The organism is Listeria sp. SHR_NRA_18 (assembly GCF_003856515.1).
Taxonomy (GTDB): domain Bacteria; phylum Bacillota; class Bacilli; order Lactobacillales; family Listeriaceae; genus Listeria_A; species Listeria_A newyorkensis.
Genome location: NZ_QPKR01000001.1, coordinates 462,839 through 486,093 on the forward strand (window position 1 = coordinate 462,839; position 23,255 = coordinate 486,093).

Consider the following 23,255-nt stretch of genomic DNA (forward strand, 5'->3'; position numbering starts at 1 on the left):
TACTTATTTCTATATACAAAAAAAGGATGGAACATCCGTTGATACTAATCAACTTTTGTCCCATCCTCTTTTTAGTTTACATATTAATATATTTCCATATATTGATCACGTTCCCATTGGTGAACCGCGGTTCTAAACATATCACATTCAATTGTTTTAGCTTCCACAAAATGTTCCAGAATGTGTTCGCCCAAACCATCAACAACGATATCATCGGTGGCAAGTTCTTTTAAAGCTAACGCTAGGCTTTCTGGAAGATCGAAAATACCGTGCGCGTGACGCTCTTCTTCATTCATGCCATAAATATTGCGATCCACAGGTTTCGGCGGAGTAAGCTCGTTCTTGATACCATCTAAGCCAGCACGAAGCAATACAGCCATTGCTAGATATGGATTTGCTGCTGGATCGACGCTACGAAGCTCCAGACGCGTACTCAATCCACGAGAACTTGGTACACGAACAAGTGGGCTACGGTTTTTACCAGACCAAGCGATATAACATGGCGCTTCATATCCAGGAACTAAGCGCTTATATGAATTAACGGTCGGATTCGTTACCGCAGTATAGCCTTTCGCGTGTTTTAACATGCCCGCTAAGAAATAATACGCCGTTTGACTTAATTGCTCTTCGCCATCTGCATCAAAGAACGCATTGCCGTCCTTGTTGAACAGCGACATATTGAAATGCATCCCCGATCCATTCACGCCGAACAACGGTTTTGGCATGAACGTCGCGTGCAAACCGTGCTTACGAGCAATTGTTTTTACGACTAATTTGAATGTTTGGATATTATCGCATGCTGTAACGGCATCTTCATATTTGAAATCGATTTCGTGTTGCCCTGGAGCTACTTCATGGTGGCTCGCTTCAATTTCAAAACCCATTTCTTCTAATTCTAATACAATATCACGACGACAATTTTCACCCAAATCGGTTGGTGCTAAGTCAAAGTAACCAGCGTTGTCGTTCAATTCAAGCGTTGGTTTACCCTTCTCATCTAGTTTGAAAAGGAAAAATTCGGGTTCTGGTCCTAAGTTAAAATCTGTAAATCCTAAGTCATGCATTTCGGCTAATACACGTTTTAAGTTAGCACGAGGATCCCCCGCAAAAATTGTTCCGTCCGGATTATAAATATCACAAATCAACCGCGCCACTTTCCCTTTTTCTGCTGTCCAAGGGAACACAACCCATGTAGCAAGATCTGGGAATAAGTACATGTCAGACTCTTCAATACGTACAAATCCTTCAATAGAGGAGCCATCAAACATCATTTTGTTATCCAATGCTTTGCCTAGTTGGCTTACGGGAATTTCCACGTTCTTAATGATTCCTAGGATATCCGTGAATTGCAAGCGGATGAATTTCACATTTTGTTCGTCTGCGAAGCGAAAAATGTCTTCTTTAGTATACGATGTCATAATTAAATCCTCCCAATAATTGATATTATATAAACTTTTTTAAAGTAAATACCTTGTGTCAAAACCTTGGTAATTGTTGCTTTCCAGAGGCATCTTGTTTCACGAATCGACCAGCTTGCTGCATCTCTTTTCGCAAAATCTTACGTACATCCTCATCAGTGAGCGGTGTTTTCTGTTCATCCTGCTGCATTTGGTACATTTTTTTAATTCCCGCAATATTCAGACCATCATTCAAATAATCTTTAATCTCAAGCAGTATATCGATGTCCTGTAGCGAATACAGTCGATGATTCCCTTGATTTCTTGCTGGGTGTATTAATCCTTGATCCTCGTAATAACGAATTTGTCGCGCAGTAAGATCTGTTAATTTCATGACAGGACCTATCGGGAAAAGAGGCATCGATCTTCTAATTTCTTTTTCACTCACGACAATTTACCCCTTTCAAAACTCTATATTTTTCATATGTTAGTTGCATTATAATGTATGTGATATCATTTGTCAAATTTATGTCAGATAATCTGACATACACTAAAAACCTTACGTATCAACGGTTACCATGAAATATAAAAAAACAACAAAAAATATTTTTGCTGTTTTTTTGAATTTATTTACATCCTGATGTTATTTGCGATACCGACAAAAGTTTCTGCTCAATCAACCGATTCGTTGCCGATAACACCACTAATTTTACATGCTCATACGTGAGTCCACCCTGTACATATAGCTGATACGGCTCTCTAATTGGACCATCTGCCGTTAATTCCAGGCTTGCTCCTTGAATAAAAGTTCCCGCTGCCATGATAACGTCATTTTCATACCCTGGCATATACGCCCCTTCTGGAACAACATGCGCGTTTATCGGCGATGCTCCTTGAACCGCTTGAGCAAAGGCAACCATTTTTTCGCGATTATGAAAAGAAACACTCTGAATCAAATCGGTTCGTGATGCATCCCAAGTTGGATCTGTCTCCACCTGAAACGCGCCCAAGATTCCCGCTGTAAAACGTGCTCCCTTAACAGCTTGCGAAACAACGTGCGGTGCCAAGAAAAAGCCTTGATACATCTCCAGCAAACTATATAGAGATGCTCCCGCCTCTGCACCAATTCCAGGTGTTGTTAGACGATACGCGCACAATTCAACTAACGCCGCATTCCCAGCGATATAACCACCCGTCTTGGCCAATCCACCACCCGGATTTTTAATCAAAGACCCCGCAATTAAATCAGCACCTACTTCAATCGGCTCTAAAACTTCGACAAACTCGCCGTAACAATTATCTACAAAAACAATAACATCCGACTTCACCTCGCGAACAAACGCAATCATCTCTTTTATTTTTGCAATCGAAAAAGAAGGCCGATCCGCATATCCTCGCGAACGCTGAATCCCAATCATTTTGGTCGAGGGCTTTATTTTCGCACGTACCGACTCAAAATCAACAGAACCATCCTCTTGTAATGGAACCATGTCATATCCAATCTGATACTCCTTCAACGAACCCTTACCGGAGCCACGAACACCAACAATCTCCTCCAACGTGTCATATGGCGCACCTGTCATATATAACAAATCATCGCCAGGACGTAGTACGCCAAATAAAGCCGTCGAGATGGCGTGTGTCCCTGAAATAATCTGCGGGCGAACAAGTGCCGCCTCTGCTTTGAAAACGTCTGCATAGACTCGTTCTAGCGTGTCACGGCCGTCATCATCGTAACCATAACCCGTCGATGGCGTGAAATGGAAATCACTCACCCGGTTTTTCTGAAAAGCCTGCATGACCTTCCATTGATTTTCTTCGGCAATGACCTCCGTCTCGCGTTGCAAAGAGCGCAATTCATCCTCCACACGATACGCTAACTGACGCAGTTCATCCGGTATTTGTTTAAAAAATGATGTCATTTTACTTATCCTTTCGCGCTTGATAGCCTTTTAATTGATAACTTTCCGTTTCCTCATCAAACGTCTCTTCAATAATAACCGTTTCCTGTTTATATTTATGTAACATTCGCCCGTCACTTGCAGGAACGCGAACCACATAAGGTTGCCACAACTGCTTGATTTCCCACAACATCTTCTCCATCAAAAAGTACTGCGAAGATTCTTCAAGCGCACTTACCTCGACATAATTCGGCTGTGTCGGGATAAAATGAGGCAACTGTTGGTCCTTTTTATTATAAACCGTCAAAATCGGAATATGGTGCATTTCCAACTCCTCAAGTAGCGTCAAAACCGTTTTTTCATGCTGGACATAATCCGGATTCGAACAATCGACCACATGCAAAAGAACATCCACATTCGCCGTCTCTTCAAGTGTCGAACGAAAAGCCGCAACGACCGTCGTTGGCAAATCTTGAATAAAGCCAACCGTATCCGTCAAAAGCGCTGTGTATCCCTGTGAAAAAGCCAATTTCCTTGTCGTCGGATCAAGCGTCGCAAACAACTGATCTTCTTCCAACGTTTTCGCATCACTCAATCGGTTAAAAAGTGTCGACTTCCCAGCGTTCGTATAGCCAATCAAGCCAAACCTAAAAATAGCCTGGTCATTCCGTCTAGCAGTCATCCGCTCGCGATGTTTCACCACTGTATCCAGCTGTTTCTTAATATCGACCATTTTTTGACGAATATGGCGTCGATCCATCTCCAATTTCGTTTCCCCAGGTCCGCGCGTCCCAATCCCGCCACCAAGACGCGACAAAGAAACCCCTTGACCGCTTAATCTAGGCAACAAATATTGATATTGCGCCAATGCCACTTGCAGTTTTCCTTCTCGAGTCTTCGCACGCATCGCAAAAATATCCAAAATCAACTGCGTCCGATCAAGAATTCGCGCATCGACAATCTTAGAAATATTCCGAACCTGCGTCGCACTAAGTTCACTATTAAAAAGCACCACATCGACTTCCATCTCCGCAACAAACGCTGCAATTTCTTCTATTTTCCCAGAACCAACAAATGTAGCCGGATGTACTCGCTCCCGCTTTTGCGTTACTTCCCCAACGACTTCTGCTTGTGCCGTTTTCGCCAAGCTCCCCAATTCTAACATCGAATAGTAAAAGTGTTCCTCTGTCTGTTTCGGCAATTCGCAGCCGACCAATATCGCTCTTTCCACCATTATCCGCACTCCTATCATTTCCTCCATTCATCGTAGCACAAAAAGCGACACAAAGAAAGACGAAAATCCATATAAAAACCGAATGCCCGCACCCATCGAAACGGATACAAAACATTCGGCTTATGTTCTTTTTTAGAATTCAATTAGCCTATTCATCATCCGACTTCAAAGCTACATTTTTTTGTGGAGAGAATGTTGAAATCGCATGTTTAAATACAAGTTGTTGTTTGCCATCTACATCAAGCAAAACCGTGAAATTATCGAAGCTGATAACCCGACCACGCAACTGGAATCCATTTGTTAAGAATACCGTCGCCAAAATTTTCTCTTTCCGCAGTTGATTTAAATAATGATCCTGTAACCCTTGCCCACCTTGTTTCATAATGAATCGCTCCTATTCTCTATCTTTTTCAGTTATCTCCATTCTATACGAAATGTACAAAAACTACAAATGACACTTCCAAAAAAGAAGACTGTTTTCTCTATGCTAGTTTCAAATACCCTTTTTATTCGGGATTAAAACACACGATTTGTTGCTAAAAACTGTCTAATCACACTTGCTATATCGTTTTCGACACCAGCTTCCTTCGTGTCAAACCACGTGACATCCAAACGATTGCGAAACCATGTCAATTGCCGCTTAGCAAAACGCCTCGAATTACGCTTAAGTAGTTCCACAGACGCATCTAGTGACATCTCCCCATCAAAATAGGCAAACAATTCTTTATAGCCAATGCCTCGCGCCGCTGGAACTTCACGCAAACCAGTGTCACAAAGCTTTCGCGCCTCTTCCAATAACCCTTGATTCATCATGATATCCACACGCAGGTTGATGCGCTCATAAAGCTCCGCGCGATCACGATCCAAGCCAATTAACAAGGGCTCGAACTCACTTGATTGTTGTCCCTGATTCTGCAACTCGGAGAATTTCTTACCAGACAAATGATATACTTCTAACGCCCGAATAATACGCCGCGGATTATGCTCGTGTAACTTTTCAGCACTCCGCGGGTCCACCTCGCGCAACATCTCTAAAAGCGCATCAACCGGCATTTCAGCTAAAGCATCACGATAAGCCGCGTCACTCTCCACTTCTGAAAAAGTATAATCATAAAGAACGGACTGCACATAGAGCCCCGTACCACCAACAAGAAATGGTACTTTCCCAGCCTGCCAAATTTGGCGAATAAGCCGATGCGTCTCCCGCTTAAATTCTGATACATCATAAGGTTCACTCGGTTCACGAATATCAATCAAATAATGGGGAATTCCAGCCATTTCAGCATCGGTCACTTTTGCAGTACCGATATCTAAGCCACGATAGACCTGCATGGAGTCTCCGCTAATAATCTCTCCATCAAAAGCCTGCGCCATCTCAATACTAAGCGCCGTCTTCCCAACCGCAGTCGGCCCAACAATTACAATAACGGGAATCTTGCTCAAAAAAATCTCCCCTTCCATACCTCCATTGTACCATCTAAACACTGCGGCGGTCACTACCAAAGTGCGATATATCAATAAAAACACCAACCATCACGCGGTCGGTGCTTCTAATCCTTCTTGCATCGTATAGCCGGCAATAAGTTGTTCCACAGAAGCAGCCTCATATTTTCGAAGTTTTAGTAAAGCTTCCAAGAATTCCGCTTCCTCACAAGAAAACGTGCGCTTTGTATAATGGATAATTAGAAATTCATTCACCGCTCTATAAAAACTCATATGACTTTTGAGTGCATCTGCAAAACTCGTCCCCATATCATACCTGTCCTCCCCCATACTCTTTGCATTGGAAGGAATGCTCTCCTCATTTACCAGAGCCAGCCTAAGAAGCGTAATTGTCTCTTTACGGTGCGCTTCCATATAACCAGGAGTAAATTTTCGCGCTTGATATTCCTCTGAGTTCACGTAATAAGTGCTGATCCAATAGTCCGTCGCCTCTTCCGCATGTTCACTTAAAAAACGCATCACCATCGACATAAAAAACATCTCCTTCTAAATTCCTAAGTGCCTTGGAGTTCTTGTAATGAACCATCGTATAATAAATTACTTTTCTATTCTACTACTTTTTAATCCGCATTCCTATAAAAATATTCGCGATAGATTCAGGTATAACAAAAAGCCTCTCAAAGATTCGTTCGAGAGGCTTAACCAAACTATAAAATCGCAATTAATGCCAGTCTGCCGGTTCACGTGCATCATCAATTTGCGTTTGCAATTCCGCAACCAGTTGTTCTTTCGTCTGCGCATCCCATTGGAATAATCTATCCATATCTTCTATAACTTCCTCTTTCCATTCCAACAAATACGGCATATCAAACAACAAGTATCCCGTACGACGCAATAAGAAATCAACAGGATGAATCACCGCTTCTTGATAAATCGCATAGTGGAGTTGTGCATACAAGCTGTTTGGCAATGGCGATGTACCGTTTTCTTTATGCTCCTGCGCATACGTGAACACATGGTCAATATTCGAACCGTAGCGTTTCGCAAGTTCACGACCCTCCGCAAGCGACCAACCGAAGCGATTGTTCCCTTCTTTTGCTTTTTTCTCAATGAATGCGTCGATATTTTTCGAACCCCCTACATCTCCACCCGAAATCGGCAAATGATGCGTTTGTACCGTTTTGAATTTCTTCCCAGTTTCTTTAGCAAGCGCTTTGGAAACTTCATCTAGCAACTTCTCGGCCATTTTACGATAACCAGTCAACTTCCCGCCAGCCATCGTAATCAAGCCGCTTTCAGAGAACCAGACCTCATCCTTACGTGAAATTTCAGATGGATCCTTGCCTTCTTCGTAAATAAGTGGACGAACGCCAGCCCAGCTTGATTCAATATCATTTTCACTAATATGAACATCTGGGAACATATAATTAATCGCTTTAATCACGTACTTATGATCCTCTTCATTCGCTTTTGGATTGATCACCATTTCTTCATAAACCGTATCCGTCGTCCCAACATAGACCTTCTTTTCACGCGGAATAGCAAAGACCATCCGACCATCCGGCGTATCAAAATAAACAGCCTGCTCCATCGGGAATTTCGTTTTATCGATAACAAGATGGATTCCTTTGGTTAGGCGCAGGTGCTTATTGTTGACTGTATAATCCATTTTACGCACTTTATCCACCCAAGGTCCAGCAGCATTAATCACGCGATGTCCTTTAATATCGAATACTTTTCCGGTGATACGATCACGCGCAACAACACCAACAACTTGTTTTTTTGCATCATAGAGGAAATTCTCCGCTTTTGTATAATTGATGACTTTCGCGCCGAGTTCAACGGCTTTTTTCATGACTTCAATCGTTAAACGCGAATCATCCGTCCGATATTCCACGTAGTAACCCGAACCTTTCAGCCCTTCCTTTTTCACAAATGGGTTTTTAGCCAGCGTTTCTTTTGCTGATAAAATTTTGCGGCGCTCGTCTTTTTTTACACCGGCCAAATAATCATACAAGCGAATACCAAATGAAGCGCTCAGTTTCCCCATGTTTCCGCCTTTATGAAACGGTAACATCATCCATTCAGGCGTCGTCACGTGTGGACCATTTTCATACACAATCGCGCGTTCCTTCCCTAAATCAGCTACCTCTTTAATCTCAAATTGTTGTAAATAACGCAAGCCACCGTGAACCAGTTTTGTCGAACGGCTAGAAGTTCCCGCAGCAAAATCTTGCATTTCAATTAACGCTACGCTCATCCCACGTGAAACGGCATCCAGCGCAATCCCTGCACCAGTAATCCCACCGCCTACAATAACTAAATCGAATGCTTCCTCTGCCATCTTCGTTTGAATCGTTTCTCTGTCAAATGCTGAAAATAATTGTACCATCATTTTTCCCCCTCTAGGACCTGTTTGAAGTCTATCCCTCATCATCTGTTTTCCACTTTTCGCCGGGTTTGAAACCGCTACACAAAAAAAGAGAGACTACAAAACAAGCGATTGCGCTCGCCATTTGTAGTCTCTCCGTATCTCAGACAATAATTAATATTAACTTGTCTCCAATTATAGTACAGCCGTTCCCTAAAAGTAAAGCTATTTGTTTCGTCCCCTTCGTATCTCTACAGCTTTTTCTGGAAAATCCGTCATAAACCCGCGAACATTCTCATCAAAAAGCGTCTCCATCTGACTTACTTTATTAGCCGTCCAACAGCGCGTCGCCACATTCGCAAGCGCTTCTTGATTTCGAATCGTGTATGGTGGATTAATGCTATCCAGTTGCAAACTTGCAAACTGCGCCATCGCTTCTTCCACGTCCAACTTCGTTATCGCCGAAAGTTTAATCGTATCGTCTAGCGCTCTGAGCCGTGCTAGCGTCTCTAAATTAAAGGAACAAAATAAGAAAGTCAGCCGTCCAGCCCATTTTTCACAAAGCTCCAGCACTTTCTCCTCTATTCCAGGATAATCATACGCATCCGTCTTTAATTCAATATTTAGAATCAACGGATACCGACCTAATACGACAAGCACTTCCTCCAATGTCGGAATCTTTGTTTTTTTGAACAACGCTCGTAAATGTTTCTTATACCCTTGATGCGCATCCAATTTTTGAAGCTCTCTCAACGTAAAATCTTTCACTAATCCCGAGCCATTTGTCGTCCGATTTACCGTTTCATCATGGATCACGACAGGAATACCATCTTTTGTCAACTGGACATCTAATTCAATGCCATCCGCCCCAGCTTTCACCGCAGCTAAAAAAGACGGCATCGTATTCTCCGGATACAACCCTTTACTCCCGCGATGGGCAAATATTTCCGTCAAATTCCTCACCTCACTTATGTGACATATTGTTCTTTTTATTATACATAAATAAGACAATTGTCTCAAATTTAATAAATTCCCGTTTTTTTATTGTCTATCGAATTACAGCGCTAGAAACATGTGTTATGATAGGTCAGTAGAGAATAACTGGAGTCAGCAAAACGGAATTAGTAACAAGCTTTTATTCCTACTACTTATATTAGCAATTAAAATTGGGAAACTTTCTTTCCTTATGATTTGCGGTTAGGAGAGATTACATGGAGAGATCCGCTCGTTATAAAAGAAAATATGTACCTAGCATCGATGGGCTTCGAGCACTGGCAGTTATAGCTGTCATCGCCTATCACCTCAGTTTTGGATGGGCTTCCGGCGGCTTTTTGGGAGTTGACATCTTTTTTGTTTTATCAGGCTACTTAATTACCAATATTTTGCTATCTGAATGGGAAAAGAATGAACGCATTGATTTGAAGAAATTCTGGGTTGGCCGTTTCAGACGACTTATCCCTGCTGTATACTTAATGATTGTTGTCGTTGTCGTGTTTGCCGTAATTTTCAACCGGCCACTTCTGGCAACATTACGAGGAGACGCCACCGCTTCCTTTCTATACATGAGCAACTGGTGGTTCATTTTCCATAACGTGTCGTACTTTGACTCATTTGGAACAGCATCTCCCATCAAAAATTTATGGTCCTTGGCTATCGAAGAACAGTTCTATATTATCTGGCCACTGTTTTTATATGGCGCCCTCAAGTTCATTAAAAAACCAGCCATCATTTTGCGCATTATCGTGATTGCAGCGATGCTTTCCGCTATTTTAATGGCGATTCTGTATTCACCCGATGGCGATCCAAGCCGCGTTTACTACGGAACAGATACACGCGCATTTGGTTTGTTACTCGGCGGAGCACTGGCTTTCGTATGGCCATTCACACGCTTATCGCCTCACATTCCAAAACCCGCAAAATTCACCGTGAATCTAGCGGGAACAATCAGCGTTGCCATCTTCTTAATTTGCATCGTGACCGTCAACGAGTATGATTCCTTTTTATATCGTGGCGGCATGTTCTTAATCGCCATTAACGCCATTGTCATGATTGCGACCATCGCGCATCCAGCTTCCTATCTGAGCAAGCTATTCAGTTTTAAACCACTGCGCTGGATTGGTATGCGGTCTTACGGCATTTATTTATGGCACTACCCAATCATCACGTTAACAACACCAATCACGGAAGTCGGAACGCCGAATTTGGTACGAGCGACCCTTCAAGTGGCGGCAACACTTCTCATCGCCGAGCTTTCCTACCGATTCGTAGAGACCCCGATTCGAAAAAAAGGCTTCATCGCCTACATCAAGTCGTTCCATTTCAAAGGCTTACTCCATTGGCGCGGCTACCCAGTTGGGAAATGGGCGTTTATCAGCAGTCTCGTTCTCATTCTCGTATTCTTCGCACTCGGCATGAGTAATCTAATTCCAGTGAAAACAAACGCAGAAGGCACACAGAAAACACATGTAAAAACAGTTGCCGATGCGAAAACACCGCAAAAAGAAGCGCCTAAACCAGATACACCAACAAAACCGACGCCGGCACCTAAAAAGAACGCCGCAAAAACACCAGTCACACCTGACAAAATCAGCTACACACAAACACTAGCGATTGGTGATTCACTCATGATTGACATCCAACCAGTTCTCGAGAAATCCGTTCCAAATATCGCTATTGACGGTTTAGTCGGACGCCAAATGGCCGATGCAATCAATACAGCCACTCAATATAAGAAATATAATAGTAAAGGTAGCGCCGTCATCCTCGAACTTGGCACAAATGGTCCTTTTGCCCTCAAGAAAATGGAGCAACTCGTCCAAATGTTTGACGAAGCTAGCATTTATCTTGTGAATACGCGCGTTCCTCGTCCATGGGAGTCAGAAGTAAACGAATCCATCGATAAGATTGATGCGGAATACGATAATGTTACACGCGTCGATTGGTACAGTTTAGCCATCGATCATCCGGAATATTTCGGTCGTGATGGCGTTCATTTAACGAAAAAAGGCGTATCGGCTTATGTTGGCCTCCTGACAAATAAAATGGTCCATTAAAAAAAACCATCGAATCCTACTACCAAAGGGTTCGATGGTTTTTTTTATAGAAAAACTAAGCGTTCTTGCTCATTAAAGAGCGTTTGAATTTCGTTAGACTGAAACAACGCATCCTGTTCCTGATAAAATAAATAAAGCATCAAAACCCTATCAAACGCCAGGCTTACCGCGATACTTTTAGAACGCACCAACGTTTCCCGATGCCTCTTCCCTTTTAAATCAATATAAAAACTTCGTCCAGAATCCCAATCCGTTTCCAGATTAATAGAATCCGGTTTTTGCTCATTTTCTAAACTATATAAATGTCTGGGTATATGTAATTTCGATAAAACCGCTAGCGCTCGCTCCACAGTTGCCACATCTGGACTAATATCGTAATCTGTTTCGCGCAGATATTCATGAATTTTCCAAATATATTTTTCGCGGTAATGGCTGCGCATCGTCCATAAATAAAATATCCGCGCTCCCTCACGCTCATCCGTATAACTCGCGAGATGCTCCTTCTCCAAAACATTCTCTTTCTTACTCCGTACATAAAAATAATGCCACTGTTCCCCACCCGCTAGCCGTTCGCGCTCTAGTCGGTAATAATCCTCCCCTTTTTCATGGAAGGTCTCAATACTATTCTTCTTCGTAATAACCCGCTCTCCGCGTTGCTTTAATAATCGGCAAATACGTTCTAATTCCATATCAAACTGTTCCTTTCCAACATCGCAGCTACTCCTCTATTTTCAAATAACCATAATCCACCAAATTCTTAATCGAAGCAATAATCCACAGCTCTTTTTCTACATGTACGCGTCCTTTTAAATATTTCCGAAATCCATTATCAATCGCATCCATATGCTTTACCGCCTTTTCACAAGCGGTCTCAAATGGTTCTATCACAATATATTTATCAGCTGTTTTCTCAACCACCGTGTGCATGGATTCCTTCTTTGGGAGTCCTTGCAAGCCATTTATCGCATCACTAAACCTTCGCAACTTTAAGTCCATTTCGTTTTGATGCATAAAAGAAATTTTCTTCATTATTATCCACCTTTCCATAAACTTCTTGATATATCTAGGTGTTTCCGCTTTCAGTTTGGAATTAAAAGAAGACCACTCTCATAGTGATCTTCATCGTCATGTATATATATACAATTTAACACATTCTCAGTTGTGTGTAAATGCTTTTACAGATTATTCTCCAAAAACATGTGGCCACTCTTGTTTTTTGTCCAAGAAATTCTGTGCTAACTCTTTCGCGCCTTCTAAGCTATGGCTAGCAGCCCAGCCACATTGTACTTCATTACAAGCCGGAACTTCAGTAGCGCTTAGTACGTCAAGCAATGTTTTTTCAAGAATCGCAAGCACATCCTCATAGTCGTCATGATTAATAACGGATAGGTAAAAACCAGTCTGGCAACCCATTGGACTGATATCTACAATTTTATCGGAATGATTGCGTGACAACTCTGCCATTAGATGTTCCAACGAATGGAGCGCCGGCATTTCCATATGCTCCTTATTAGGCTGCATAAAGCGAATATCATATTTATAAATCTCGTCTCCATGCTCCCCCATTTTTTGGCCAGCAAGTCGTACGTACGGCGCCTTTACAAGCGTATGATCTAGGTTAAAACTCTCGACATTCATTTTTTCAGACATTCCAATCCATCCTCTCGAAAAAAATATTCCTAGGCTAGCTTCACCTTGCTCACCTAGGAACTCTTATGATATAAACTATTCTACCGTATTTTCAGTAATCGTTGCAAGTCCAAGCCATGTTTCGACTGGTGCGCCTTCTAGTTGCTCATCCATAATGAACGATCCATTCGAATAGCGATCCGTCACGCGTAAATTCGCAACCTCCAGATTCACTACCACTTCTTTATCCGTCGCAATATGAATAATATCATTGCTATCGGCTAAGTCTAAACTGATAAAACGATGTGGACTATTTTTCAGCTCACGAAGCATCAACAAACCTCGTTTTGCTCTTGAGATCGGCTCAAATTCCGATAATTTCATTCGTTTAGCTGATCCGCGCTGTGTAAGCAAGACCAAATCACGTTTTTCGCTGGGAACAATCACTTTTGCCCCAACAATAAAGTCATCTGCCTTCAGATTCATGGCTTTGACACCGGCCGTTCTAGCGCCAGAAAGCGGCACTTCACTAATCGAATAACGCAAGCCGTATCCATTATGACTCGCTAAGAAGATATCTTCATTTCCAATAACGGTCTCCACAGAAATCAGGCTATCTTCACCTTTTAAGTTAATCGCCATCAATGTTTTCGAGTAACGCTGCGGTTTGTAGTTCAATACTGCCGATGCTTTAATCATGCCATTTTTCGTTACGAATAAGAAATAGTCCGTCTCACTGAACGTTTTCATCGGGATGGCGGCAACCACTTCTTCCTCAGAGGACGTATCGGAAACAAGATGACTCACATGCTCGCCTAAGTTCTTCCACTTAATATCTGGCAACTCATGGACAGGACGATAAATATAGTTCCCTTTACTTGTGAAAAGTAACAGCGAATCCATCGTGTTCATCGTCTGGATAAAGATAGCATGATCCGTTTCTTTCATCGATAAATCTTCCCCGTTTGACGCGGCATATGAACGCATTCCAGTGCGCTTCACGTAGCCTTCTTTCGTCACAGAAACAACGACGTCCTCACTCGCAACAAGCACCTCTGTATCAATTTTGATTTCAGAAATTTCATTTTCGATAACCGTCAAACGCGGCGTTTTATATTTTTTCTTGATTTCATTCAACTCTTCTTTTAAGCAAGCAATCAAATTATTTTCGTCTCCCAAAATCGCTTCTAGCTCCGAAATTTGTTTTGCCAGCTCATCCGCCTCTTGCTGAAGTTGCGTAATATCCGTATTTGTTAAGCGATAAAGTTGCAAGGATACGATGGCCTCTGCTTGTTTCTCACTAAAATCATACGTGGTTTGCAAGTTTAATTTCGCATCACGCTTATCTTTGGAACCACGAATCATTTGAATCACTTCGTCTAGAATCGATAGGGCCTTCATGAGCCCATCAATAATGTGTTGGCGAGCCTTCGCACGACGAATATCATACTCCGAACGCTTCGTGATAATCTCTTTTTGGTGCGCAATGTATGCGTCAATCATTGAAATAACACCCATCAATTGCGGACGTTTATTAAAAATCGCGACCATATTGAAATTATATGAAATTTGTAAATCCGTGTTTTTGAAAAGGTAATTCAGTACGCCATCTGCATTCGCGTCTTTTTTCAACTCAATCACAATGCGGAGTCCAGAACGATCCGTTTCATCACGAACTTCTGAAATACCCTCGATTTTCTTATCAATCCGTAGATCATCCATCCGTTTCACGAGTGTCGCTTTGTTAATTTCGTATGGAATCTCGGTAATGACGATCTGCTGACGTCCGCCGCGCATATCTTCAATAGCCGTCTTCGAACGCACAACCACGCGTCCTTTTCCGGTTTCATACGCTTTACGAATCCCGTCGATACCTTGAATAATCCCACCAGTCGGGAAATCCGGGCCTTTAATCAGCTTCATAATATCCGACGTCGTGCAATCCGGTTTATCCAAGCGCTTAATCACGCCTTCAATCACTTCCGTCAAATTATGCGGTGGAATATCCGTCGCATACCCAGCCGAAATCCCTGTCGAACCATTCACAAGCAAATTCGGAAAACGACTCGGCAATACCGTCGGCTCACTCGTCGTATCATCAAAGTTCGACACAAAATCAACCGTCTCTTTATCCAAATCACGCAATAATTCCGATGAAATCTTGGATGTCCGTGCTTCCGTATAACGCATCGCGGCCGGCGGATCACCATCGACACTACCGTTATTTCCGTGCATTTCAATCAAGGTATTGCGAACTTTCCAATCCTGGCTCATCCGTACCATCGCTTCATACACCGACGAATCACCATGCGGATGATAGTTACCAATTACGTTCCCGACAGTTTTCGCAGATTTCCGGAATCCTTTTTCAGCCGTATTGCCCTCGACATGCATCGCGAACAAAATCCGACGTTGTACAGGTTTCAATCCGTCACGCGCATCCGGTAACGCCCGTTCCTGAATAATATATTTACTATAACGACCAAATCGGTCTCCTAAAACTTCTTCCAAGGCTAAGTCTTGAATTTTTTCATCTGGAGTACTCACTCGCCCGCCTCCTCAATAATCATGTTCTCGTTTTCTAGAATGCTTTGATCTTCTTCCAGCGAGAATTCCACGTTTTTCTCAATCCAGTCACGTCTTGGCTCTACTTTATCGCCCATCAGTGTCGCCACACGACGCTCAGCGCGAGCGATATCATCAATGCGTACACGGATCAGCGTTCGCGACTCTGGATTCATCGTCGTATCCCACAACTGATCGGCGTTCATCTCACCAAGCCCTTTGTAGCGCTGAATAATGTAGCCTTTTCCGATTTTTTGAATGGCTGCATCCAGTTCCTCATCAGTCCACGCGTACGCCATCACTTCTTTTTTACCAACACCCTTACTAACCTTGTAAAGTGGTGGTAGCGCGATATACACCTTGCCAGCTTCCACTAACGGACGCATGTAGCGGTAAAAGAACGTCAGGAGTAGCACTTGGATATGCGCGCCATCCGTATCCGCATCGGTCATAATCACGACTTTATCATAATTACAATCCTCCACCTCGAACTCAGCACCTACGCCAGCGCCAACCGTGTGGATAATCGTACTAATTTCTTCATTTTTCATAATATCGACCAGTTTCGCCTTCTCGGTATTAATAACCTTACCACGAAGCGGCAAAATAGCTTGGAAACGGCGGTCACGGCCTTGTTTAGCCGAACCACCCGCCGAGTCTCCTTCGACAAGATACAATTCATTTCTTTCCGGGTTTCGCGATTGCGCTGGTGTTAACTTACCAGAAAGCGATGTTTCTGAGCGTTTACGTTTTTTGCCGTTTCGCGTCTCTTCACGCGCCTTACGTGCCGCCTCACGCGCCTCACGCGCCTTCACAGCCTTTTTCACGAGCAAAGCACTTACTTCTGGATTCTCCGCTAAATAATAGCCCAAATGTTCCGCTACAACAGCATCCACCGCAGGTCTCGCCTCTTGCGTTCCGAGTTTTTCCTTTGTTTGCCCTTCAAATTGCAACAAATTCTCCGGAATCCGAATCGAAAGCACCGCAGAAAGTCCCTCGCGAATATCGCTACCTTCCAGGTTCTTCTCTTTCTCCTTCAACATCCCAACACGGCGGGCATATTCATTAAACACACGCGTCATCGCAGCCTTCATACCAGCCTCATGCGCGCCCGCACCTTTAGTCCGCACGTTATTAACAAAACTCAAGATGTTCTCCGCATACCCATCGTTAAACTGGAACGCCATCGCGATCTCAATCGTATTGTTATCCCCTTCAAACGACACAACTGGGTGCAACACATCTTTGCCCTCGTTAATATATTCCACAAAATTCTTCACACCATCTTCAAAATGGAATTTCTCTTCCATCCCAACACGCTCATCTACAAGCTCAATCTCCATCCCTTTCAACAGGAATGCGGACTCACGCAAGCGCTCCGACAACGTTTCATAATTATAAGAAGTCATGGGAAAAATCGTTTTATCAGGTTTAAAACGAATCGTCGTACCTCTTTTGTTTGTTTTACCAAGCTTGCGTAACGTCCCCACTGGCTTACCACCGTTTTCAAAATCCATTTCGTAGGTGAAGCCCTCACGGTAAATCGTTACTTTTAGGGATTCTGACAAAGCGTTAACAACCGAAGAACCTACACCGTGTAAGCCACCACTCGTTTTGTAACCACCTTGACCAAATTTACCACCGGCATGGAGTACCGTCAAAATAACTTCGACAGTTGGCTTACCTGTTTTATGCATTCCAACAGGCATACCGCGCCCCTCATCCGAAACGCTAACACTTTCATCAGCATGCAAAACTACTTTTATTTTATGACCATATCCAGCCAGTGCCTCATCGACGGAATTATCCACGATTTCATAGACTAAGTGATGCAATCCACGTGTATCTGTCGAACCGATATACATCGCCGGGCGTTTACGTACCGCCTCAAGTCCTTCCAACACCTGAATCGAATCATCATTATACTCATTTTTTGAACGACTCATTTTATTTTTTCTCCTTCCGATTTTGCTTATATATCTTGCTGTTTACCCATTTCTACCTGTTATCCAAACATATGTTGGCAACAACTACTTTAACAGAATAGCACTTCCGCTCAAAATAATAAAGCCCCAGTTCTCTCTGAGGGCCTAGAAATGCTCATTTCCGTCGTTAAAAGTTCCGTTCCGATACTCGTGTACAAATCGTACATTCCGTGTCGGTACTCGCTTTTGCCTAGAAACTAAGCATTTCTAGACCCCCAGAGGTTTCGCGGCACGGACTTGGACTTTAGTCCTTCAAAATTTTGATTGGATTGGTTATAGGGCTATGTATTTTTTTTGCAAGTCAAATAGACTGGGACAAAATTCCGAACAAGATAAAATCGCCTTGTCCTTTATTGGGTAAGACGTAAATTATGCTTTACACAAATCGAGCGAAAGCGTTTGTATTCAAGGGGTTTGGTGGAAGCCAGAAGCGGAGTGTACGACTGTACATGAGAACCGGAAGTCCGCCAAACCCCTTGAATGCGAGCGCTTGCCGCCGATTTATTTGGGCTATGTCCCAGACCATTTTTTGTGGTTATCTTTCTAGTCTAACATTATCCCTTGCCAGAAAGCAAATACTCTACCATTATGCAGCGGTCCATGATAACGATGTGGCCTTTTTCTTTTAGGAAATCGTAGGCTTCTTCGTTTGAAACGCCGGATTGCGCCCAGAAGACATCTGCGTCGATTTGATCGAATTCTCGCGCCAAATCAGGTAAGAATTCGGATCTTCGGAAAATATCAACAATGTCGACATGCCCTTCGATGTCCGCTAAACTTGCCACGGCTTTTTCGCCAAGAACTTCATCTACGCGCGGATTAACCGGTATAATCGTGTACCCCTCTTGTTGCATCCGCTCCGAGATTTGATAGGATGTGCGCTCTGGGTTGTCACTAAGCCCAACTACCGCGATTCGCTTCGCTTTGTTCAAAATCTGATGAATTTCCGATCTTTCAGGGTTCAAAATTGCCATCTAAATCCCCTCCTATACGTCCATCATAGCGGATGAGGAGGCGAAATAGCAAGCAAGAACGGCATTTTATTTTTTCCTAGAAGAAACAACTTTTTCTCGAAATAAGAAAAACTGTTCTAATAGCATCGCAAAAACACTTCCAACGATAAGTCCGTTATTCAAAACAGCGATGACCGCAGCTGATAATCCTTTTGTCGCAGAAGGAGATAGGAACATCACACCCACGCCAATCATCATCGATATACCGATAACAAGGTACGCGTTTTCCTCACCTGACGTTATTTTTTTGAGCTCCTTCAATGCCATCACAACCATATTGGAGAAAATGACAAATGTTACCGCATAGCCAACCGGTGCTGGTAACGCACTCATAATGTTCATAATCGGCGGGAATAGCGTAATCCCAATGACTAATAAACAACCTAGCAAAAATGGTTTGATCGATTTCTGACCGGTTTGTGTGACGAATCCAGCAGCTCCTGAAATAGGGACAGAACCAATCGCCGAAAAACCGCCGCCTAGCAACTGATTAACGCCCGAAATTAGCCCGCCACGCTTGTACCTTTTCGGATCACTAGGCTTATTACCAGCAACGATTCCTTCCATCAAACGCACAGAAGCAACTAAATTAGTAATTAATAGCAACGTGATAAAAATCGCGGTCGTAATCACACCAGAATCAAATGTCGGCATGCCAAACGCAAATAGCTTCGGCAAATCAAACCAAGAATGTGCCTCTCCAACACGTGGTGCTTTTCCAGCAATTAAAAATAATCCCCAACCAAGAACTAAGCTAAATATCACGGAATACTGCCGAATCCACATCACTTTTGACCGTCCAAATGCAAAAGCTGCGATGACCACTATCAGGCTTAACAGCGCCATCCACGGGTCCATTATCGGGTGAGCCGCTGAGATTCCGAACATCCCTTTTATAAAAGAACCGCTCAGTTGCAATACGAGGAGCATCAAGTAAACAAACGTCACAGTCGGCGTGAATAATTTCGCTAAGACACCGATAAATCCGCTAGCAGCTAAGACGATAAAAAAGATACCACTTACGAGTAAACCACCTGATAAAGCTTGTAATGCCTCGATATTTGAGGTGTATAAAACACCGATAAATCCTGCATAAATTGTGAATACGCTCCACCATAATCCCGCAGGACCTTCATGGATTGGCAAACGGTGTCCAAGCAAGCCTTGTAACAGTCCTGCTACACCTAAAACAAATATTGTTCGTTGCATAAAGCCTGCCGTTTCCACAGCGCTCAGTTGATATAAATCTGCAATCGCAATTGGCGCCACGATCGCAGCCGCAATCATAAAAATCATCCACTGCAATGCAGCAATTCCCATTTTCATTCCAAACTCCACTCCTTTTTGTGTTATTTTCTAACTATTCAATTTAAATGTGGAACCTGTCCAGTTTTCTATTTTACGCCAGTTGGTATAAAAAGTCCATGAAATAAATAAGTATCTACGGTATTCTGCATCTTTTTTTTATGCTATAATGGCGGAGATACATAGTTCGAAATAAAAGGAGTTTCTAAACCAATGGAAATGATCATTTTGCTTTGCCTCATCGCCTATATTCTTGGCTCCATCCCATCAGGTTTGTGGATCGGAAAAATTTTCTATAAAAAGGACATTCGTGATTTCGGAAGCGGTAATCTGGGCGCGACCAACTCCTTCCGTGTTCTTGGTGTTAAACCAGGCATCGTCGTCACCTTGATGGATATTTTGAAAGGAACCGCCGCAACACTTCTACCGTTCTTTTTCCAGTTAGATGTCAACCATCATTTCTGGTTGCTTACGGGTATTTTCGCCATTATCGGACATAGTTTTCCGGTTTTCGCGAAATTCAAAGGTGGGAAAGCTGTTGCAACGTCTGCAGGAGTCATTCTAGCCTATGCACCTTGGCTGTTTTTAGTCGCACTAATCATCTTTGCCCTATCTCTAAAAATCAGCAAATACGTCTCGCTTAGCTCTATGATCGCCGCTGCGAGCGCACTGGTTATCTCGTTATTCTTCCAAGACTGGATTCTAGTCGGTATCATCGCGGCGATTGCAGTGTTCATTATTTACCGCCATATACCAAACATAAAACGCATCAAAAAAGGCGAAGAACCAAAAATAAGTTGGATGTAGTATCAAAAAAGAAGCTGGCCGCGGCCAACTTCTTTTTATTTACCCAATAGTAATCGTATATTCGCTAGAAAAATCAGCACCCACAGCGAGCGTCTCGATCCCTAGCTTGTCCTTAAGCTCCACAGATTCACCCTTCGCATCCGCAATTCCAAACCACGGCTCGATACATAAGAACGGCGTACCTGGCTTCGGCGTCCAAATCCCAACGTATTTAAAATCAGGAAATGCTACCTTCACAAAATGACGATTTTTTCGTGAGCGAATCGTTACCTCATTTTTCGTTAATCCTTCAAAAATAAGCGCATCATTACCAAACAACTCGTAATTCAGCGGTAATTTCTTCGCATCCGCAATTTTCTTTTTCTCCCCGGACAAATACGGTCCCGAAAGCGTCAACGAATCGAGTACTTCCTCTGCCGCAAATTCCAGATAATAATCCTCAAACACCTCACCCGGCACAAATGGCACATTAAAAGCAGGATGCGCGCCAATCGAGAAATGCATCGTTTTGTCATCCAAATTCATCACGTGATAGCCAACATGAATCGTTCCACCTTCAATCCGATAAGCAATCTCCAAAGCAAAACGAAACGGATAAATCGCAAGGGAATCCGCGTCAGACTCCAATCGTAATGTAATCGATTTCTCTCCTTGCTCCGTCACATGAAATACGCGATCACGCGCAAAACCATGTTGTCCCAAATGAAACGGCTTGCCATCCACCAAATACGTATCCTCTACTAACCGGCCCACCGTCGGGAATAAAACCGGCGAATGTCTTGCCCAAAAAGCACCATCTGCATGCCATAAAAACTCTTTTTCCGAATTCTTATCAAAGATTCGTGTTAATTCAGCGCCATCTTCTTTTAATTCTACCAGTATCGTATCGTTTTCTAATTTTAGCATTATTTATCACCATTCAAATGAAACCGCTCTAATTGATCCCATTCGCCTTCTTTTTTTAGTACCGTTCGTTGTATATCACCAAACAAATCATAGTGAGGATAGGCTCCGTGCCGTCTGTCAATCCATTCCGGTTTAAAACCATACGTTGCACCCCACGCTTCCAGTTTCGCTATATCCGCACAAGCAGCCTTTGTCACCGTTTTTGAATCAGGGAAACGATCATCCAGCCAATAATGCGTCAAAAACGCGATTTCCCCGCTGTCCGCTCGTTTTTTCCATGCCTCAAGTTCCGCTCGTTTCACACCAAAAGCCATTGTCCTCACCTACCATTACGATTTCATTGCCTCTAAATAGGCCTCATGCCACGCCGGGAAAGCCCGTCTCGTGCTCACTGGTTTAAAATCAGCTTTGCGAACTGCGATGTGCTCCGTCTCACCAGAAATATGTATCTCACTGCCGCCTTCTTGCCTGATTTCATACCCATACACAATCCGAAACCCATCATACGACTTGATCCACGTCTTCACAACCGCTTTTTGCCCATACTTCATCGCTTGCTTATACGAAATATGCACATCTAAAACTGGCGAAATATAGCCTTCCTGCTCCATATCAAAATAGCGCAAACCGATGCTCTCCAGAAAATCAGTACGCCCAATCTCCATCCACACCAAGTAATTCGCATGATACACAATGCCCATCTGATCCGTCTCCGCATAACGCACAACGATTGTCGACTCATGATACTTCACTTAACTTCCCCTCCTTCCATCACAATATCCATTCTACCACGACGAAAAAACTTCCACAATTATAATAATAGCAGAAGTTTCTTGAATTTATTTTTTTAATCAATGATTTTTTAATTTTTCCAATTCTACTAGGAATTTATCATTCAAGACACGGATAAATGTCCCTTTCATTCCAAGTGAACGAGAATCAATAACGCCGGCACTTTCTAATTTACGAAGCGCATTAACGATAACTGAACGCGTAATCCCTACACGGTCAGCGATTTTAGAAGCAACTAGAAGTCCTTCTTTACCATTCAACTCATCAAAGATATGCTCAATCGCTTCTAACTCACTGTAAGAAAGAGAGCTGATTGCCATTTGAACAACCGCACGGCTACGCGCTTCTTCTTCAATTTCTTCTGCTTTTTCATGTAAAATTTCCATCCCAACAACTGTTCCGCCATACTCAGCAAGCAACAAATCATCGTCCGTGAAATCATTTTCTAGACGAGAAAGAATCAATGTACCAAGACGTTCGCCACCACCAACAATAGGGACAATCGTCGTTAAACCTTTGACAAAAAGATCACTATTCTCAATCGGGAACGCTGTGTACTGGCTAGAAACCTCCAAGTTAGAAGATGTTTCATTTACATTGAAAAGGCTGTTCGTATATTCTTCAGGGAATTGGCGTTCCACTAGCATTTGTTTCATACGCGCGTTTTCGATTGGTAAAACTTCTGAATAACCAAGAAGCTTTCCTTTACGGCTCACAACATACGTGTTTGCTTCGATAACATCCGCTAACGTATCCGCCATTTCTTTGAAGTTAACCGTTTTACCTGCTGCATTTTGTAACATGGCATTAATTTTTCTTGTTTTTGCTAATAAGTTCATTATTAGTCCTCCTAA

The 23,255-nt window shown here is 42.9% G+C and carries 22 protein-coding genes; 2 read left to right on the top strand and 20 right to left on the bottom strand.

Translation table 11 applies throughout. The features are described 5' to 3' along the window. Positions 1 to 83 precede the first annotated feature (83 nt). From glnA to DUK53_RS02355, 9 genes are all read right to left on the bottom strand, one after another. A complete protein-coding gene (gene glnA, locus DUK53_RS02315) occupies positions 84 to 1,418 on the bottom strand; it encodes a type I glutamate--ammonia ligase (protein ID WP_036093876.1) in 1,335 nt (444 codons plus the stop codon). A 58-nt stretch (positions 1,419 to 1,476) separates the two neighbouring features. Continuing rightward, on the bottom strand, positions 1,477 to 1,845 hold the full coding sequence (locus DUK53_RS02320) for a MerR family transcriptional regulator (protein ID WP_036093874.1): 369 nt from the start codon (positions 1,843 to 1,845) through the stop codon (positions 1,477 to 1,479). Positions 1,846 to 2,023: 178 nt separating this feature from the next. Continuing rightward, on the bottom strand, positions 2,024 to 3,319 hold the full coding sequence (locus tag DUK53_RS02325) for a methionine gamma-lyase family protein (RefSeq protein ID WP_124892550.1): 1,296 nt from the start codon (positions 3,317 to 3,319) through the stop codon (positions 2,024 to 2,026). Between the two features lies 1 nt (position 3,320). Next, on the bottom strand, positions 3,321 to 4,532 hold the full coding sequence (gene hflX / locus DUK53_RS02330) for a GTPase HflX (protein ID WP_373862709.1): 1,212 nt from the start codon (positions 4,530 to 4,532) through the stop codon (positions 3,321 to 3,323). Positions 4,533 to 4,680: 148 nt separating this feature from the next. Continuing rightward, positions 4,681 to 4,914 (bottom strand): RNA chaperone Hfq, encoded by a 234-nt coding sequence (hfq, locus tag DUK53_RS02335; RefSeq protein ID WP_036064844.1) that lies wholly within the window; start codon positions 4,912 to 4,914, stop codon positions 4,681 to 4,683. A gap of 134 nt (positions 4,915 to 5,048) precedes the next feature. Next, a complete protein-coding gene (gene miaA / locus DUK53_RS02340) occupies positions 5,049 to 5,975 on the bottom strand; it encodes a tRNA (adenosine(37)-N6)-dimethylallyltransferase MiaA (protein ID WP_036094169.1) in 927 nt (308 codons plus the stop codon). A gap of 90 nt (positions 5,976 to 6,065) precedes the next feature. Further along, a complete protein-coding gene (locus tag DUK53_RS02345; RefSeq protein WP_036093871.1) occupies positions 6,066 to 6,506 on the bottom strand; it encodes a hypothetical protein in 441 nt (146 codons plus the stop codon). A 190-nt stretch (positions 6,507 to 6,696) separates the two neighbouring features. Then, on the bottom strand, positions 6,697 to 8,367 hold the full coding sequence (locus DUK53_RS02350) for a glycerol-3-phosphate dehydrogenase/oxidase (protein WP_036093869.1): 1,671 nt from the start codon (positions 8,365 to 8,367) through the stop codon (positions 6,697 to 6,699). Positions 8,368 to 8,571: 204 nt separating this feature from the next. Next, positions 8,572 to 9,300 carry a glycerophosphodiester phosphodiesterase gene (locus tag DUK53_RS02355; protein WP_036093868.1) on the bottom strand — a complete coding sequence of 243 codons (729 nt, stop codon included), beginning with the start codon at positions 9,298 to 9,300 and terminating at the stop codon, positions 8,572 to 8,574. Positions 9,301 to 9,557: 257 nt separating this feature from the next. Between DUK53_RS02355 and DUK53_RS02360 the strand changes: the two genes are divergently transcribed. After that, entirely contained in the window at positions 9,558 to 11,399 is a 1,842-nt protein-coding gene (locus DUK53_RS02360) for an acyltransferase family protein (RefSeq protein WP_036131056.1), read from the top strand. Positions 11,400 to 11,443: 44 nt separating this feature from the next. Here DUK53_RS02360 and DUK53_RS02365 read toward each other — a convergent pair whose 3' ends face one another. From DUK53_RS02365 to DUK53_RS02395, 7 genes are all read right to left on the bottom strand, one after another. Next, positions 11,444 to 12,088: a hypothetical protein gene (locus DUK53_RS02365; protein WP_036093864.1), complete on the bottom strand. Its 645-nt coding sequence runs from the start codon at positions 12,086 to 12,088 to the stop codon at positions 11,444 to 11,446. A 28-nt stretch (positions 12,089 to 12,116) separates the two neighbouring features. Next, entirely contained in the window at positions 12,117 to 12,428 is a 312-nt protein-coding gene (locus tag DUK53_RS02370) for a hypothetical protein (protein WP_036093863.1), read from the bottom strand. 153 nt (positions 12,429 to 12,581) lie between these two features. After that, positions 12,582 to 13,049 (bottom strand): S-ribosylhomocysteine lyase, encoded by a 468-nt coding sequence (locus tag DUK53_RS02375; protein WP_036093861.1) that lies wholly within the window; start codon positions 13,047 to 13,049, stop codon positions 12,582 to 12,584. A gap of 75 nt (positions 13,050 to 13,124) precedes the next feature. Further along, a complete protein-coding gene (gene parC, locus DUK53_RS02380; RefSeq protein ID WP_036093859.1) occupies positions 13,125 to 15,575 on the bottom strand; it encodes a DNA topoisomerase IV subunit A in 2,451 nt (816 codons plus the stop codon). Continuing rightward, positions 15,572 to 17,539, bottom strand: coding sequence for a DNA topoisomerase IV subunit B (gene parE, locus DUK53_RS02385; protein WP_036093858.1), 1,968 nt, complete (start codon positions 17,537 to 17,539; stop codon positions 15,572 to 15,574). Before parE ends, parC begins: the two co-directional genes overlap by 4 nt. Before the next feature lie 593 nt (positions 17,540 to 18,132). After that, positions 18,133 to 18,552: a CoA-binding protein gene (locus tag DUK53_RS02390; protein WP_036093856.1), complete on the bottom strand. Its 420-nt coding sequence runs from the start codon at positions 18,550 to 18,552 to the stop codon at positions 18,133 to 18,135. Positions 18,553 to 18,618: 66 nt separating this feature from the next. Next, entirely contained in the window at positions 18,619 to 19,917 is a 1,299-nt protein-coding gene (locus DUK53_RS02395) for a purine/pyrimidine permease (RefSeq protein WP_036093855.1), read from the bottom strand. A gap of 192 nt (positions 19,918 to 20,109) precedes the next feature. Between DUK53_RS02395 and plsY the strand changes: the two genes are divergently transcribed. Next, complete coding sequence (plsY, locus tag DUK53_RS02400) at positions 20,110 to 20,703, top strand: glycerol-3-phosphate 1-O-acyltransferase PlsY (RefSeq protein ID WP_036093853.1); 594 nt, start codon at positions 20,110 to 20,112, stop codon at positions 20,701 to 20,703. A gap of 39 nt (positions 20,704 to 20,742) precedes the next feature. On the opposite strand, the gene DUK53_RS02405 is transcribed toward plsY, so the two are convergent. The 4 genes from DUK53_RS02405 to codY all read right to left on the bottom strand — a co-directional run bounded on the left by DUK53_RS02405 (position 20,743) and on the right by codY (position 23,240). Then, positions 20,743 to 21,609, bottom strand: coding sequence for an aldose 1-epimerase family protein (locus DUK53_RS02405; RefSeq protein WP_036093851.1), 867 nt, complete (start codon positions 21,607 to 21,609; stop codon positions 20,743 to 20,745). Then, a complete protein-coding gene (locus DUK53_RS02410; RefSeq protein WP_036093849.1) occupies positions 21,609 to 21,923 on the bottom strand; it encodes a hypothetical protein in 315 nt (104 codons plus the stop codon). The genes DUK53_RS02405 and DUK53_RS02410 overlap by 1 nt, the downstream gene beginning before the upstream one ends. A 15-nt stretch (positions 21,924 to 21,938) precedes the next feature. After that, on the bottom strand, positions 21,939 to 22,361 hold the full coding sequence (locus DUK53_RS02415) for an acyl-CoA thioesterase (RefSeq protein WP_036093848.1): 423 nt from the start codon (positions 22,359 to 22,361) through the stop codon (positions 21,939 to 21,941). A 99-nt stretch (positions 22,362 to 22,460) separates the two neighbouring features. Next, on the bottom strand, positions 22,461 to 23,240 hold the full coding sequence (gene codY / locus DUK53_RS02420) for a GTP-sensing pleiotropic transcriptional regulator CodY (protein WP_036077117.1): 780 nt from the start codon (positions 23,238 to 23,240) through the stop codon (positions 22,461 to 22,463). Between the last annotated feature and the right edge of the window lie 15 nt (positions 23,241 to 23,255).